At 40.8% G+C, this 14,105-nt stretch carries 13 protein-coding genes; 6 read left to right on the top strand and 7 right to left on the bottom strand.

The genetic code is table 11. The features are described 5' to 3' along the window. The first annotated feature begins 405 nt into the window (after nucleotides 1-405). The 3 genes from fraC (at nucleotide 406) to NSTC745_RS22965 (ending at nucleotide 2,878) form a co-directional block, all read left to right on the top strand. The gene (gene fraC / locus NSTC745_RS22975) at nucleotides 406-948 is read left to right on the top strand and encodes a filament integrity protein FraC (protein ID WP_445633020.1); all 543 of its coding nucleotides are present in this window, start codon (nucleotides 406-408) and stop codon (nucleotides 946-948) included. A 55-nt stretch (nucleotides 949-1,003) separates the two neighbouring features. Further along, on the top strand, nucleotides 1,004-2,011 hold the full coding sequence (gene fraD / locus NSTC745_RS22970; RefSeq protein ID WP_445633019.1) for a septal junction protein FraD: 1,008 nt from the start codon (nucleotides 1,004-1,006) through the stop codon (nucleotides 2,009-2,011). Nucleotides 2,012-2,101: 90 nt separating this feature from the next. Continuing rightward, nucleotides 2,102-2,878: an ABC transporter permease gene (locus NSTC745_RS22965; RefSeq protein ID WP_445633018.1), complete on the top strand. Its 777-nt coding sequence runs from the start codon at nucleotides 2,102-2,104 to the stop codon at nucleotides 2,876-2,878. A 61-nt stretch (nucleotides 2,879-2,939) separates the two neighbouring features. Here the strand turns inward: NSTC745_RS22965 and NSTC745_RS22960 are convergent, their stop codons facing one another. Then, the gene (locus tag NSTC745_RS22960) at nucleotides 2,940-3,599 is read right to left on the bottom strand and encodes a pentapeptide repeat-containing protein (protein ID WP_445633017.1); all 660 of its coding nucleotides are present in this window, start codon (nucleotides 3,597-3,599) and stop codon (nucleotides 2,940-2,942) included. 259 nt (nucleotides 3,600-3,858) lie between these two features. Then, nucleotides 3,859-4,740 carry a carbohydrate ABC transporter permease gene (locus NSTC745_RS22955; protein ID WP_445633016.1) on the bottom strand — a complete coding sequence of 294 codons (882 nt, stop codon included), beginning with the start codon at nucleotides 4,738-4,740 and terminating at the stop codon, nucleotides 3,859-3,861. Between the two features lie 24 nt (nucleotides 4,741-4,764). Between NSTC745_RS22955 and purN the strand changes: the two genes are divergently transcribed. Next, the gene (purN, locus tag NSTC745_RS22950) at nucleotides 4,765-5,403 is read left to right on the top strand and encodes a phosphoribosylglycinamide formyltransferase (RefSeq protein ID WP_445633015.1); all 639 of its coding nucleotides are present in this window, start codon (nucleotides 4,765-4,767) and stop codon (nucleotides 5,401-5,403) included. 368 nt (nucleotides 5,404-5,771) lie between these two features. Here the strand turns inward: purN and NSTC745_RS22945 are convergent, their stop codons facing one another. From NSTC745_RS22945 to NSTC745_RS22935, 3 genes are all read right to left on the bottom strand, one after another. After that, nucleotides 5,772-7,178 carry a lysophospholipid acyltransferase family protein gene (locus NSTC745_RS22945; RefSeq protein WP_445633014.1) on the bottom strand — a complete coding sequence of 469 codons (1,407 nt, stop codon included), beginning with the start codon at nucleotides 7,176-7,178 and terminating at the stop codon, nucleotides 5,772-5,774. A 189-nt stretch (nucleotides 7,179-7,367) separates the two neighbouring features. Continuing rightward, complete coding sequence (locus NSTC745_RS22940; protein WP_445633013.1) at nucleotides 7,368-7,784, bottom strand: response regulator; 417 nt, start codon at nucleotides 7,782-7,784, stop codon at nucleotides 7,368-7,370. Between the two features lie 392 nt (nucleotides 7,785-8,176). Further along, nucleotides 8,177-8,506: a hypothetical protein gene (locus tag NSTC745_RS22935; RefSeq protein WP_445633012.1), complete on the bottom strand. Its 330-nt coding sequence runs from the start codon at nucleotides 8,504-8,506 to the stop codon at nucleotides 8,177-8,179. Nucleotides 8,507-8,769: 263 nt separating this feature from the next. On the opposite strand from NSTC745_RS22935, the gene NSTC745_RS22930 reads away from it, so the two are divergent. Next, the gene (locus NSTC745_RS22930; RefSeq protein ID WP_445633011.1) at nucleotides 8,770-9,852 is read left to right on the top strand and encodes a class I fructose-bisphosphate aldolase; all 1,083 of its coding nucleotides are present in this window, start codon (nucleotides 8,770-8,772) and stop codon (nucleotides 9,850-9,852) included. A 324-nt stretch (nucleotides 9,853-10,176) separates the two neighbouring features. Here the strand turns inward: NSTC745_RS22930 and NSTC745_RS22925 are convergent, their stop codons facing one another. Beyond that, nucleotides 10,177-10,506, bottom strand: a complete 330-nt coding sequence (locus tag NSTC745_RS22925) for a hypothetical protein (RefSeq protein ID WP_445633010.1) — start codon at nucleotides 10,504-10,506, stop codon at nucleotides 10,177-10,179. 21 nt (nucleotides 10,507-10,527) lie between these two features. Here NSTC745_RS22925 and NSTC745_RS22920 point away from each other — a divergent pair, with 21 nt between their 5' ends. Beyond that, nucleotides 10,528-11,370: an HAD-IIB family hydrolase gene (locus tag NSTC745_RS22920; protein WP_445633009.1), complete on the top strand. Its 843-nt coding sequence runs from the start codon at nucleotides 10,528-10,530 to the stop codon at nucleotides 11,368-11,370. Nucleotides 11,371-11,666: 296 nt separating this feature from the next. Here NSTC745_RS22920 and NSTC745_RS22915 read toward each other — a convergent pair whose 3' ends face one another. Beyond that, the gene (locus NSTC745_RS22915) at nucleotides 11,667-14,009 is read right to left on the bottom strand and encodes a glycoside hydrolase family 31 protein (RefSeq protein WP_445633008.1); all 2,343 of its coding nucleotides are present in this window, start codon (nucleotides 14,007-14,009) and stop codon (nucleotides 11,667-11,669) included. Nucleotides 14,010-14,105 lie beyond the last annotated feature (96 nt).

Raw genomic sequence — 14,105 nt, 5'->3', positions numbered from 1 at the left:
ACGTTAGGTTGATACCACAGCAGAACTAGGGATGCTCCTCCTTGGCGATGTCTGCGACTGTCTGTGCTCGCGATATACCATAAATTTTTATAGTAATTTGACTCAGCAGATACAGTTTACAGAATACACACAAAAAAAGATGTACTGGAAATCACAATTGCATGATAAACGAATTATTAGTGTTTCAAATATTAAGTATTGCAAACTTAGCGATCGCTCAGTATTGGCGTCTTGACTGTTGACCCATGACTGTTGACTGAGGAGTTAAGAATTATTCTCCTTGTCTCCCTTGTCCCCCTTGTCCCTCCCCCTGCCTCTCTACTTTCCACTAATGAAATAATTTCCCCCATCACCATCACTATCCCGGTTATACTCTCTACAGTTAACCCTTACCATTGACTTTTTATGCTTGAAAATTGGATGCTTCCGAGGATTTTTCCCTTTGGTGGAATTCTGTTTGACTTTTTATTTGTACTGATTGCCATCCCCATCGAAGCGTATGTTTTACACAAACGCCTAAAATTTGATAAAAAAACTAGCACTTTTTATGCCATTTCTATTAATCTATTTTCTAGTGTTATTGGTTGGTCTGTCTTTTTTGCTTCCGAACCATTGTTGCCAATACAGGTTAAATCAGAATTAATTAATTATCTGTTATTTAACAATTTTAAATCACCAGGTACCCAGACTCTACTAATTTTAACTGCTTTTATAATTTTCTTTGCTACTTTTATAGTTAAATTTCTACTTTTGAGGCTGTTACTGTTATCTCTAATCAAGGAACCATTTGCGAAAAAAGAAGAGGAAGTTCAAGTATTTCAAAGACAAAAATGGCGCGGTTTTAGCAGTCTTAAATTGCAAAATACCAGCGTAGTTACTACTGTATTAATAGCAAATTCTCTGAGCTATAGCGTCATAACTGCTATTTTACTGCTTCGCTCAAAGTAGGAAAAAATGCTCTATTCATAGGAAAGCCAGCGATTTATTAGGTGTAGGGAGAAATATGAATACGCTACTTAAAGATTTATTTGGAGTTTTCAAATTTGTTGAAGGGCTTTACGCAGGGATTAGAAAAGTATTAGTTCCGCCGAAAGCTTATTCTTGGCAAACATTTATATATCTAAGCGTTTTTTCTTGGATAATTTCATATTTTGCTATAGGTTATATAAAAGATATAATTGCGTTTTTTGGTTGGCTGTTTTTAATTTCTGGTACAGCTTGGTATACAACACAAGATCCTTTGAGGGTTCCTGGTACTTTTATGCCAGTGGGAGCAGTAATCACTGGATTTTTAGTTAGTGTTTTTGCATTTGGAAGTCAAAAGGATGTAGTTACACCAACAACGATTGTTTTTTGGCCGACAATTTCAGCACTAATTACGGCAATACCAGAATTTATTGAAGGAAGTGATACAGATGCTAAAGCTCAAATTCCTAAGCCAGAAGACCGCCAAAGAATCATAATTTTAGTAGCCAGTAGTATGCTATTAAGCTGCTGGCTACAGTTTTATTTTGTAGTAGATAATTGGTTAGAAGAATATCCCAGCTTGCAGGCAGATACTTTTAAAACAAGTACCTTTGTTGTCAGAAATGAACAACCGGCTAAGGCGCCACCAAATGGAATTTTAATTTTAAATAAACTTCAACCAATAGTAGAAGAACAAATAGCCCAAACACCTTGGTCGGAAGTGGAAAAATGGTTGTTAGATGCAAAAGTGCGAGTAGGAAACTTGGGTAGGGGAGTAATTGAAAAAAACCTGGGAAAATATGAAGAGAAAGAATTATGGCGTGTTGAACCACGTGTATCTAATACTAAGTCTGGGTATATATTAGATTTACTAAGTATCTGGATAGGGCCGAGTTCTAATCCACGGGGATATTACTTAAAGAAATCTTGCCGAATTGAACCAGTTGCAGCAACTATTAAATCGGGGGATAAAATCACAGTTGGAGAAATTGAATGCGATCGCTTGAATAAATTTATCGCTGGTTCGCCGCCTCCGCAGCAGTGAAGAGTGGGGGAGGTGGGGAGGTGGGGAGATGGGGGGAGAAATGACTAATGACTAATGACCAATGACTAATGACTGAATGACTAATAACTAATGACAACCAAAATTTTTGTACTTGCTAAGAATGTGTTTCAGGAAGTGATACGCGATCGCATCCTATATATTATTGGTTTTTATGCGTTAATACTCGCCGTCGCTTTTGGTACTCTTCCTGAATTTTCAGCTGCTACGGAAGACAAAATATTTTTAGATTTTGGCATGGCGGCGATGAATGCGATCGGGTTAATTGTCACGATATTTGTTGGTACGGGGCTAGTTAATAAAGAAATTGAAAAACGTACTGTCTTAGTATTAATTGCCAAACCTGTTAGCCGTAGTGAAATTATTGTCGGAAAGTATTTGGGGTTATCCGCAGTGCTAGCTGTGCTGATAGCTACGATGACAGCAATTTATCTGTTATTTTTACAATTTGGTAATATTGCTCACCCAACAGAGAGTATTTTAATTGCGGCAATTTTCTTGTTTTTGCAGTTGTCATTAATGACTGCTACGGCTATTGCTTTTGGTGTTTTTACAGCTTCGCTGGTGGCGACTATTTTGACATTTGCTGTGTATTTAATGGGGAATATTACCCAAGATTTGGTACAACTTGGCCGGCTTAGTCGCAACCTGGGGATAGAACGTTTAACTCAAGGTTTGTTTCTTATTTTGCCAGATTTATCTCGATTGGATTTGAAAAACGACGCTGTTTATGGTTTGCAAGCACTACCTGATACAGCGGCACTGATTACCAATGTCGGTTATGCCTTACTCTACAGTGCTATGTTGTTGGCGATCGCTATTTTTATCTTCTCACGACGTGAGTTTTAGTCATTGGGCATGAGGAGATGAGGGAGATGCTGGGACACGGATAAAAACTAATGACTAATGACTAATAACTAATTATTATCTGAGGTTCTTGAATTGTGCCATCAGGCATGATCGTATCTCGTAATTTTGCATAAATCAGGTTTGTTTGGTAAAGGTTTGCTTTACTCAAGTTTGTTTTAGTTAAGTTTGCCCATGTCAAGTCTGCACTAGTTAAATTAGCTTCAGTTAAATTAGTTTCTAGCAATATTGCTCCACATAACTTTGCTTTAGTGAGATTTGCTCTCACTAAATTAGCTTCAATTAGGGATGTTTCAATTAATGTGGCTTCAGTTAGGTCTGCTTCACTTAAATCCGCAGCACATAAGGAAGTACCCCAAAGGTTACTATTTATTAATTTCACTCGCCATAAAAAACTTCCACACAAATTTGCTTGCCTTAAGTCGGCATTAATTAAATTAGCTTCGCATAAAGAGGCTTCATACAAATTCGCTTCGTATAAATTAGCTTCCATCAAATTTGCGCCACTTAAATTAGCACGAGTGAGTATAGAACCAGATAGATTAGTACCACGCAAATCTGCTCCTATGAAGTTAAATCCACTTAAATCTAGTCCTTTCAGGTCAATTTCACTCAAATCATATCCACTGAAATTGTGACGCCCAAAACATTTATTTGTGATTTGATTTAAGATCGATTCCTGCTTGTCAGCATAATTTTTCATGGTATTCACCTCTGGGTGTAACTTATCTCAAAAGGCGATCGCGAGAGTTAGTGTATATTGAGAGTACACCTCAAAGGTCGATAAAAGCGATCGGTAATCAAGAAGAAATTCCGAAAAAATCCTCAACAACCTGAAAATACGCTCTAAAAGTATTTTTTAAAACAAAATATGCTGACATAAGTCAGGAAATATTCATACGTTAGAATTCAGAATTTCTATCAGTCTAGAATTTTGAGTAATTCTGGTAGCTTCAACATTCTTATTCCTCTCCCCAAGTTTGTAATTGTAAATACACTAGTACTAAAGTTACTGCTAACAATACCGTTGCGGCGGCGGCGGCATAACCAAAATCAAATTGAGCAAAGGCTTCTTGATAAATGTAATAAACTAGCAAATTAGTGGAATTTAAGGGGCCGCCACCAGTCATTACATAAACTTGTTCAAAACTCCGCAATGTAAAAATCGCGGTGGTGATTGTGACAAATATAATGGTGGGACGCAATCCGGGTAATGTAATATGCCAAAATTGTTGCCAAGCATCTGCACCGTCTAAATCTGCTGCTTCGTAACGGCTGGGGGGAATTGCTTGCAACCCAGCTAAAAATACCACCATATTGAAGCCGATTTGTTTCCAAATACTCATTAAAATTAGTACTGGCATTGCCCAAAATGTATCTGCTAGCCAAGGTACGGTTGGAATACTAAAAAAATCTAAAAGTCCGTTCACTGGCCCCGTCGTTTGAAACAGCCAGCGAAATCCCAAGCCAGAAGCCACAAGAGAAATAATTGATGGTAAAAAATAAGCACTCCGCAAAATTCCCCGCAAAGCCAAGGAGCGATTTAATAACACTGCTAATCCCAAGGGGATAATTAAACTCGGAATGATGCTGGCAACAGTAAAATAAATGGTGTTACCAATAACTTGCCAGAAGTCAGAGTTCAATAACAAGCGCCAATAGTTTTTTAAACCTATCCAATAAATACCCTTTGAAGTAAAACTGCCAGCGGTGAAACTGAGGTAAAACAAATAGGCTATGGGCCAAATGATAAAAACGCTTAGTAAAATCAGTGCTGGTGTGAGAAAAATCCAAGCAGCCGCTGTATCATTATCCAACCAAGACTTACTATATGTTTTTGGCATTTATAATTTTCCCTTTTTGCTGTTATGACTCTTTGCCCTGATTGTACCCCTAGCTTGGTTTCTCCCAGCGTTAACAATGTCTGCCGACAAGACACTCCTTTAAAACTCGGAGTTATGGCTTCTGGAAATGGCAGTAATTTTGATGTAGTTGCCCAAGCGATCGAAGATGGACAACTAAATGGCAAAATTCAGGTTTTGATTTATAATAATCCCACTGCGAAAGCAGCAGTCAAAGCAGCGAATCGAGGAGTAGAAGCTGTGTTGTTAAATCACCGCGACTACAAAAGCCGGGAAAAGTTTGATGAGAAAATTGTGGAGACATTACGGCAGTATGATGTCGAATGGGTGATTTTGGCGGGCTGGATGCGACTGCTGACATCAGTATTTATTGATGCTTTTCCTAACAAAATTATCAATATACATCCAAGTTTATTGCCTAGTTTTAAAGGAATTAATGCTGTAGAACAAGCTTTAGCATCTGGGGTAAAAATCACTGGCTGTACCGTACATATCGCTTGTTTAGAAATGGACAGCGGCCCTATATTAATGCAAGCCGCAGTACCAGTGTTGCCGGATGATACCCCAGAAACACTGCACGCCAGAATTCAAATTCAAGAACATCGGATCTTACCAAGAGCGATCGCTTTGGCAGCCTCGACATAAAACATTGGATCGCATATGCCTGCGACTATACCGCAGCGATCGATATCTTGTACTCTAATATCCAATGGTGAAGCTGTCATGCTTCCAAAATGCAGCATTTACATCATTTTCCAAAATACTGCATTTACGATCTCACCTGCGGAATGTGGGGTGAAGACAAGAGACGCGATAAATCGCCGTCTCTACAAAGAATTGAGGTGTTGCTGAATCTAGGGATGAAATTGTACGTATTGAAATTTAAAACTCCTTATCCTCTCTGCGTCTCTGCGCCTCTGCGTGAGAAAAATCATCCCGCATTTATGCAACGCCAGAATTGATTGTTGTAGAGAGGCGATGAATCGCGTCTTATAAATACATTGTTTAATTAATTAATAAATCATCTTCTCTAAAGCAGTTTGCAAATCTTTAGTTAATTGGCTTGCGGCTTGCCTGGTGGCGTGGCGATCGCCTTTACTTTTTTCCCAACGTTCAGTTACTGAAATCGGTTCTCCCACGGTGATTTTTGCCCGCCGCAAACCTAACCGAGGTCGTCCTGGAAGTGTGGTATCTTTAATTCGAGAAAGCATATCAAAAATTAGCAAAGCTGTTTCGGCAAACTTTTCTGCTGTCGGTTTTTCTTTAATATAAGTAGCGCTAACTGCAACAAAACTTTCTACTATCCGCATATGCCGCATTCGCAAATCTGCTTCTTGGGCAATCCAGTCTGCTAAACCGCGTTTGAAGGGTGGTAAATTATCAATATCTGGCAAATCTTCGCGGTAAATATAATTCCAACCAGCTTCTTCCAAACGCCGACAACGGTCAATGAAATTTCCTTGTGCTTGAACTCCAAAATATTGCTCGGCAACTGCTAAAGACTTATCTAATAAGCGATGGAGTCTGTCAATTAATACCTGATTTTGACTTGCAGATTCATCATTTGAAACGCTTTTAGGGATATCTTGATGATAGAAACGGCGGTAAAATTCCTCCATTTCTGTAATTAGATATTCACCAAGACGAAAGATGCGTTGATAATAAATTTCTTCACGATCGCCTTGAGTAATTTCTATCGCAGGTAAACCACTATCAGCTTCTAATTTACTCAATAACCAATCCAATTTTGACCAAGGTGGCTGGTCATAAGAATATTGAATGGCGATCGGCACAATTAAAACTGTCTCAGAACGGTTGGCCTTTTGTAAATCTTCTACACACCAGAACCCCATTTGTGAAACACCGGGTTCCAGTGGACTAACAATGCCGCTATGACCGTTAGTACCGCCTTCTGGTGCCACTGCGATCGGGAATTTGCCATTAGCAAATAAGTCCCGTGCTGTTTGAATAGCTTGGCGATCTAGTCGTCTACCGCGATGAACTGGCACACCTCCCAAGCGTGAAAACAACCAACCGAGCCACTTTCCAGCCCAAACCGTCATACCGCGATCGTAAAGAAAATAGCTGTGAACGAGGTCTTGCAGCTTGATATTTTTCTGACGCGCGAACTGTGGCACGATATAGGAAAGCAAATACAGCATACAGAGGGGATCTTCTACCTCTGGATGGCGAAATGCCAACAAAAAGCGAATCTTTCCAGCCTGGAATTGTTGATAAAGTTCAGCCAATACTTCAACATTCTCAGCTTCAATTCCGACAATACCAGCTGGCAACCAAGGTCGAGTCCGGAATCGTAGCGCTATTGGAAGTAACCATCGAAAAATGTAGAGTATCGATGGATTAAAGCTTTGGGGAATAAATTTGAGTGGTGGTTGAGTAGAGTGAATCGATTTAGGCAAGTCGCTTTCCAGATTTTATTTGTAGGAATTGTACAACATCTAAACTAACAGCGATTCTATCCCTGTTATGAAAATTACTATTTAAAATGTAGAATCTTGAATTCACGGCAAAATTGAGAAAACTTGCTAAGGGGTGGGTTGGGGAGGAGTGTACCTCATTTACTTGCAATACGCTGTATGTCGTACTGATTAATTACAATTACTGCCTGGCTCAATTAAATTACTAACTAAAAAAACTAATTCCTTCAAGTCAACCGGTTTATATAGATAGCTCTGAAAACCTGCTAACAATGCATAGGTGCGGTCTTCTTCATGAACGAATGCTGTCAGAGCGATCGCTGGAATTTCTGGTTGCGTTTGTTCTTTGTTCAGCATTCTAATTTTCTCCAGCAGTGAATAGCCATCTTCACCTGGTAAACAGATATCACAGATCAAAATGTTCGGCTTGAAATGTAACATTGCTTCCAAAGCCTCCGGGGCTGAAGCAACTGTCATAACTTCCGATCCCTCTAGTTTAAACAAAGTAGCAAGTATCTTTCTCGTATCAGGGTCGTCATCGACAACGAGTAAGCGTAGTTCCTTTAGACATATAGATTTCTTGAGCATTATTTTTACTACCAATGTAGTATTAACACTTGGTATTGAAATCCACACATTTTATAGAATACCATTCATAATGGTCTATTAAGTTATTAACCGATGAAAAAGGCGATCGCCACATCTACCGAAGGTAAAAAGTTATAAGATCTTAAGGATTAGGGAGTACGTACAGACACGATCGATCGCGTCTGTACCTACTGGAAAGATAAAAGAAATCAGAAAGCAGGGGAGACAAACAATTCAAAACTTGTACTGAGCTTGTCGAAGTATTCAAAACTTGTACTGAGCGTAGCCGTTGGCGCAGCCTCTCGTAGAGAAGTATTCAAAATTCACGGAGGAAGAATCCATCCCCTGCCCCCCCTGCTTCCCCTGCCCCCCTGCCCCACCCCTTTGACCAATCAAAGATGAGTTTGCTGCTTATGCTGGCGTAATTGCTCTACTATATATATTTGTAACTCTTGCCTTTCCCTGTTGCTGGCATTTCGTTGATAAGTTCTTCCTGTTTCTTGAATAAACCGACGTTTTTCGCTTTGAGAAGATTTGAGTTTACCTCCAGATCCTTTGAGTCCTTGCTGTAATTCTTCCCACGTCTTTTCACCGACATTTTCACCTAGTTTTACTAGTACCTTTGGGAGTAATATTTTTGCCTCTCTTTGAAAATCCTCTTCTGTTTCCAAGGCAGCTAAATCTATATTGCTGAAATCGATATTGATTTGAAACTTACTCATGGCATTGATTGATTGTATTTATGATTATTAGCACAATTAACTATTGACTGATAACTATTTACTGATGACTGATGGCGGTTAAGATGCATTACTGATATTTTTCACAATTTAAAGAAAATTGCTATAGTACAATCGCTATATTTATTTATCAAGTATTATTCGGATTCTTTAACTATTCTGAATTCTGAGTTCTGAATTCTGAATTCTGACTAAAATGCTATCTTAAAGGCAAGGTCATTTGCTCAAGTTTTGAGGAAAACGCTATGACTACGACGCTCATAGAGACTAATTCTATCGAGTCATTGCTAGGTAAAGAGGCAGAAGACCTGCTTACCTACAAAGCAAAGGTTTCTAAGGATTTATTGCATTTGCCGGGGCCGGATTTTATAGATCGAGTTTGGATTAATAGCGATCGCAATCCTCAAGTATTGCGTAATCTTCAGTTACTTTATTCTACTGGTCGTTTGGCAAACACAGGCTACCTGTCTATTCTGCCGGTAGACCAAGGCATCGAACATTCCGCTGCTGCGTCCTTTGCGCCGAATCCGATTTACTTCGATCCCGAAAATATTGTGAAGTTAGCGATCGGTGCAGAATGTAACGCTGTTGCCACCACTTTGGGAGTATTGGGTATCGTATCGCGAAAATATGCCCATAAAATCCCCTTTATTGTCAAAATCAATCACAACGAATTGCTGACCTTCCCCAATCAATTTGACCAGGTATTGTTTGCTGATGTCGAACAAGCTTGGAATTTAGGCGCGGCGGCCGTTGGTGCAACAATTTACTTCGGCTCAGACCAGTCCACCAGGCAAATTCAAGAAATCAGCAAAGCTTTTAAACGCGCCCATGAATTAGGGATGGCAACTATTCTCTGGTGCTATTTGCGGAACAACGCTTTTAAACAAGATAAAGATTATCACCTTGCAGCCGACCTCACCGGACAAGCAAATCATTTGGGTGTCACCATTGAAGCCGACATCATCAAACAAAAGTTACCCGAATGCAACAACGGTTATGGAGCAGTTGCCAAAGCTACTGGTAAGAGTTATGGCAAAACCGACGAACGAGTTTACACAGAATTAACAACCGACCACCCAATTGACTTGGCTCGCTACCAAGTACTCAATTGCTACTCAGGACGCGCCGGGCTGATTAATTCTGGCGGCGCAACGGGCAAAAATGACTTCGCCGAAGCAGTTCGCACCGCTGTCATTAACAAACGCGCTGGTGGTTCCGGATTAATTTCTGGCCGCAAGACATTCCAACGTCCCTTTGAAGAAGGCGTCAAACTATTTCACGCCATTCAAGATGTTTACTTATCGCCAGATGTGACGATAGCTTAGGAATTGGGCATGGCGCATGGGGCATTAGAGGTGTGGGGGGTGTGGGAGGTGTGGGAGGATGGTGAAAAAATCTTTCCCCCCTCTCTCCCCACACTCCCCCATCCCCCCTCTCTCCCCACACTCCCCACACTCCCCACACTCCCCACACTCCCCACACTCCCCACACTCCCCACACTCCCCACACTCCCCACACTCCCCACACTCCCCCATCCCCCCTCTCTCCCCACACTCCCCACACTCCCCACACTCCCCACACTCCCCCATCCCCCCTCTCTCCCCACACTCCCCACACTCCCCAGTCGCCACTCCCTAAGAAAAAAATACCTATTCACCTCTGGTTGTAAATTCGCAGACACGCTCTAAAAATTCTTGAATAGCCAGCATTTTCTCCCTGTCTTCTGCTTCAACGAAAATTCTTAGCAAAAAGAGACTTTCATCTGCTTTTCGTGAATGAGAACCCTTAGGATAAATTTCTTTTTTGCGTTCTACAACTTTGGTTTTAAGGTAAAATAGTTCACCTCCTACATCACAATTAATCGAAACTTCTTCACCAATTTGTAAGTTTGGGTCAAAATTGTACTGTCCAACCAAAAAATAAATTGTTTCTCCATCCTCTTCTATGAGGGAAAGAAGCTCTACTTGGCATTCAAACATCCGACACTAAGAATAAATAATATGAAATTTCACGAACATCATACCAAGCTATTACCTTATGTTCCAAAACCCAAATATGTTGTTTTTACAGATTTTGACGAAACTTATCTAGCTCACCAAAACGAAGAATGTCATAAAAGCGATCGCAATGAACTAGAAGAATATTTATTAAACCAAAGCTATGAAAAACAAATTATTTTAGGTTGGGTGACTGGCAGCAGTTTAACTTCAATATTCTCCAAAATAAATAAATATGATTTAAAAGTCTTACCTAATTTTATTGCCAGTAGTTTAGGTACTGAATTAACGTATTTCAATCAAAAACAATACGGTGAAAAAGATAAAATATGGGAAAATAATCTCAAAGAAACCGGATTTTCAGAACAATTAGTTAACAATTTAGTGAGTAACCTCAAATTAGATGATATTCATTTGACACCCCAACCTCAAATACAAGATTCTCGTTTCTTAAAAAATTATTATTACCATCAACAAAACAACGAAATTGATTCACAGGCAATATTGCAGATAAAAAATCTAGCTAAAAAGGCTGGCATTTCAGTGAATATTAGCCAATGTAATCCCTTATGTGGAGACCCCGAAAATTCCTGTGATGTGGATTTTACACCTTCAGGAACAGGTAAAAAAGATATAGTTAATTTTATTTTAAAACAGACCAATATTAACTATAAAAACTCTATAGCTTTTGGCGAAAGTGGTAATGATATTGAAATGCTTCAAGCAGTTGAACATGGTTATTTGGTAGGAAATGCCACAAGCGAAGCTAAAAAATTACATTCTCGAATAGAAAAGAATGAGTACACTAAAGGAATATTATCTGTATTAAAAACACTCATCAAATAAGTCACGGGTCACAGTAAGGGCACAACAATGTTCATTGGTGTCAACTTAAGCTCAAACGCTTATCCCACAGGCATTTTACCCCACCCCCAACCCCTCCCCTTGCTAAAGGGAGGGGAGGTTTTGCGCCAGCAAAACCGGGATGGGGTAACGCGGATCTTGATGGTAAGTGAGTAGAACTCGCTCATCACGTTTTCATCAGGGTTTCACGTTAAGTTGACACGTATGAACATTGTTGTGCCCCTACCCTACCCAACTGTCACATTCTTTTTCCAAAAATTAATAATTGTTTGGTTGAGCTAAGTAGAAAACTGTAATTGATGTGCAGCGCCATCATCAATAAAGCTTTGTTCGCCAACACCGACTAACTCCACGATGATTTCACGCTTTGCAGGTAAAAAATCACCTTCTCTAGCTTCAATCTCAACAATGGTTCGTTGTTCTTGGGAATTAACGCGATAAGTTGTTGTGCAAAAGGCTCCTGTTTTGTACTCAAATGTGCGACCGTCATCTTCGTAAAGGGTAAACTCACCTACACCCTTCCAAATCCGTAGCCTTATCTGGTCTATGGGACGTTCATCTACGTATTGCATGACTGGGATCGTGGGAATAATTGAACCAGCACGGACGTACAATGGCATTTGCTCAAGTGGTGCGTGTGCCAAGATGTGGGTTGGCCCTGTGAAAGCCTCACCACTCCACCAGTCATACCACTGACCTTCAGGCAAATATACAGCACGATATTGAACGCCGGGACGATAAATTGGTGCTGCTAGTAATGATGAACCAAGCATTACTTGGTCTGCGAGGCTGAAAGTCTGCGGATCGTTGGGAAAATGATAGAGGAGGGGACGCAGAATTGGTGCGCCTGTGGTTGCAGCTTCCCAGAAAAGACTGTAGATATACGGTAGTAGTCGGTAGCGGAGTTCAATATACTCACGGCAAATTTTTTCAACGCGATCGCCAAATGCCCAAGGTTCATGCTGTACTGTAGTCAATGCTGAATGTCCCCGCATGAAGGGGTAAAGCACTCCTAACTGCATCCAACGAGTAAATAGTTCCGGTGTGGCATTCCCCGCAAACCCTCCAATATCTGTACCCACAAAGGCAATGCCCGACAACCCCAAGTTACACAGCATTGGTATGGACATTTCTAAGTGTTCCCACAGAGATTGATTGTCTCCCGTCCATACTGCTGACCAACGCTGAATGCCTGCAAACCCTGAGCGTGTCAAGAAAAATGTGCGTTCTGTGGGACGGGATTTTAAAACCGCCTCATAAGATGCCTGTGCCATCATTAACCCATACACATTATGGGTTTCAGCGTGGTTAGTTTTCTCATCACCCGAACCCTGTGCTGCATCGAGGGGAAAGTCAATTTTGCGACCAGGGTCACCGAATGGGCGATCGTCTAGGGTGGGTTCATTCATATCATTCCAGATACCGGCAATACCAATATCAGTTAGGCTGTTTAATAAACCTCCCCACCAATCTCGAACTTCTTTCCGTATGTAATCAGGAAATACAGCTTTGTCAGGCCAAACGTAGCCGTGAAATAGCTGGCCATTGGTTTTACGGACAAAATAATCGTTCTTGAATCCCTCATCGAAAACTTTGTAATCTGCTTCTGGATCGTACTTGACCCCAGGTTCGACAATTGTCGCTACTTTAAAGCCATTTTCCTTGAGATTTTGGATTAATTCTTTAGGGTTTGCAAATCGCTTGGGACTCCAGGTAAAAACCCGGTAGCCGTTCATATAATCAATATCTAAATGGATAACATCACAGGGAATTTGCCGCTGCCGAAATTCCCGCGCCACTTTCTGTACTATATCTTGTGATTCATAACTCCAGCGACACTGGTGGTAACCTAACGACCATCGGGGTGGTAAGGGCATCCGTCCAGTTAGCTGGGTGTAAGTCTGGATAATTTTTGCGGGTTCCGGCCCATAAATGATGTAGTAATCTAGTTCGCTTCCTTGAGTTTCCATCCGCCAAACTCCAGGCTGCTGGGCACCTAGATCGAATCGGCTCCAAAAAGTAGTATTGAAAAAAAGTCCGTAGCCTAAACCGGGACGCAAGGCGATAAAAAACGGAATCGCGTGATACATACTGTCTGTCAAGATTCCAAAATCGATCGCATCAGTTGTCCAATTAGTTCTCACTTTCGATCGCTGATCTAACAAGCCAGTGGGTTCGCCAAAACCATAGAAATGTTCGTCGGTTTCTATCCGTTTCCACCCAGCAATAGCACCAGTCCGCCACCCCATCCCCATGTCTGCATCCTCAGCAAAGGGCTGTCCTGCTGAGTCGAAGCACTGGATACGACAAGGATCGCGGGAGACAACAATAGATAATTGCTCAGTTGTAATTTCTATAGTCTCGGCTTTTTCTCGTACCTCAAACGGCACCTTAGACCATTCTTCATCCGCCTGTGCCACTGCCCACGATCGCCTGGGTAAAAATTCGCCAGTCGGCGTCATCCGTACCCGAATTAAGTTTGGTGCTAAAATGCTAATCTTCAGACAGGGAATGCCGCATTTTAATAAGATATGGCGATCGTCTTGTTGTATTGCTTCTACTGCTCCCAGAATTGACCAAGCTGGCTCGCTTGTGTGCAGCTGTCCAAAATATTGCGGCATAATCCCTGATTAAAAAATAATTACTTTTCCCAATTGAGAATCACATAAACTACTGCTAAAAGCTTGTATCTTTAGGCATACGACAGATGAAGTTTT

This window comes from Nostoc sp. DSM 114161 (assembly GCF_052692665.1).
This window is presented reverse-complemented; position numbering and strand designations above follow the sequence as displayed.

Bases quoted from the DNA above. Each gene is read 5' to 3' on its own strand.
- fraC (WP_445633020.1), top strand. From the start codon at position 406: ATGCTTGAAAATTGGATGCTTCCGAGGATTTTTCCCTTTGGTGGAATT.
- fraD (WP_445633019.1), top strand. From the start codon at position 1,004: ATGAATACGCTACTTAAAGATTTATTTGGAGTTTTCAAATTTGTTGAA.
- NSTC745_RS22965 (WP_445633018.1), top strand. From the start codon at position 2,102: ATGACAACCAAAATTTTTGTACTTGCTAAGAATGTGTTTCAGGAAGTG.
- NSTC745_RS22960 (WP_445633017.1), bottom strand. From the start codon at position 3,599: ATGAAAAATTATGCTGACAAGCAGGAATCGATCTTAAATCAAATCACA.
- NSTC745_RS22955 (WP_445633016.1), bottom strand. From the start codon at position 4,740: ATGCCAAAAACATATAGTAAGTCTTGGTTGGATAATGATACAGCGGCT.
- purN (WP_445633015.1), top strand. From the start codon at position 4,765: ATGACTCTTTGCCCTGATTGTACCCCTAGCTTGGTTTCTCCCAGCGTT.
- NSTC745_RS22940 (WP_445633013.1), bottom strand. From the start codon at position 7,784: ATGCTCAAGAAATCTATATGTCTAAAGGAACTACGCTTACTCGTTGTC.
- NSTC745_RS22935 (WP_445633012.1), bottom strand. From the start codon at position 8,506: ATGAGTAAGTTTCAAATCAATATCGATTTCAGCAATATAGATTTAGCT.
- NSTC745_RS22930 (WP_445633011.1), top strand. From the start codon at position 8,770: ATGACTACGACGCTCATAGAGACTAATTCTATCGAGTCATTGCTAGGT.
- NSTC745_RS22925 (WP_445633010.1), bottom strand. From the start codon at position 10,506: ATGTTTGAATGCCAAGTAGAGCTTCTTTCCCTCATAGAAGAGGATGGA.
- NSTC745_RS22920 (WP_445633009.1), top strand. From the start codon at position 10,528: ATGAAATTTCACGAACATCATACCAAGCTATTACCTTATGTTCCAAAA.
- NSTC745_RS22915 (WP_445633008.1), bottom strand. From the start codon at position 14,009: ATGCCGCAATATTTTGGACAGCTGCACACAAGCGAGCCAGCTTGGTCA.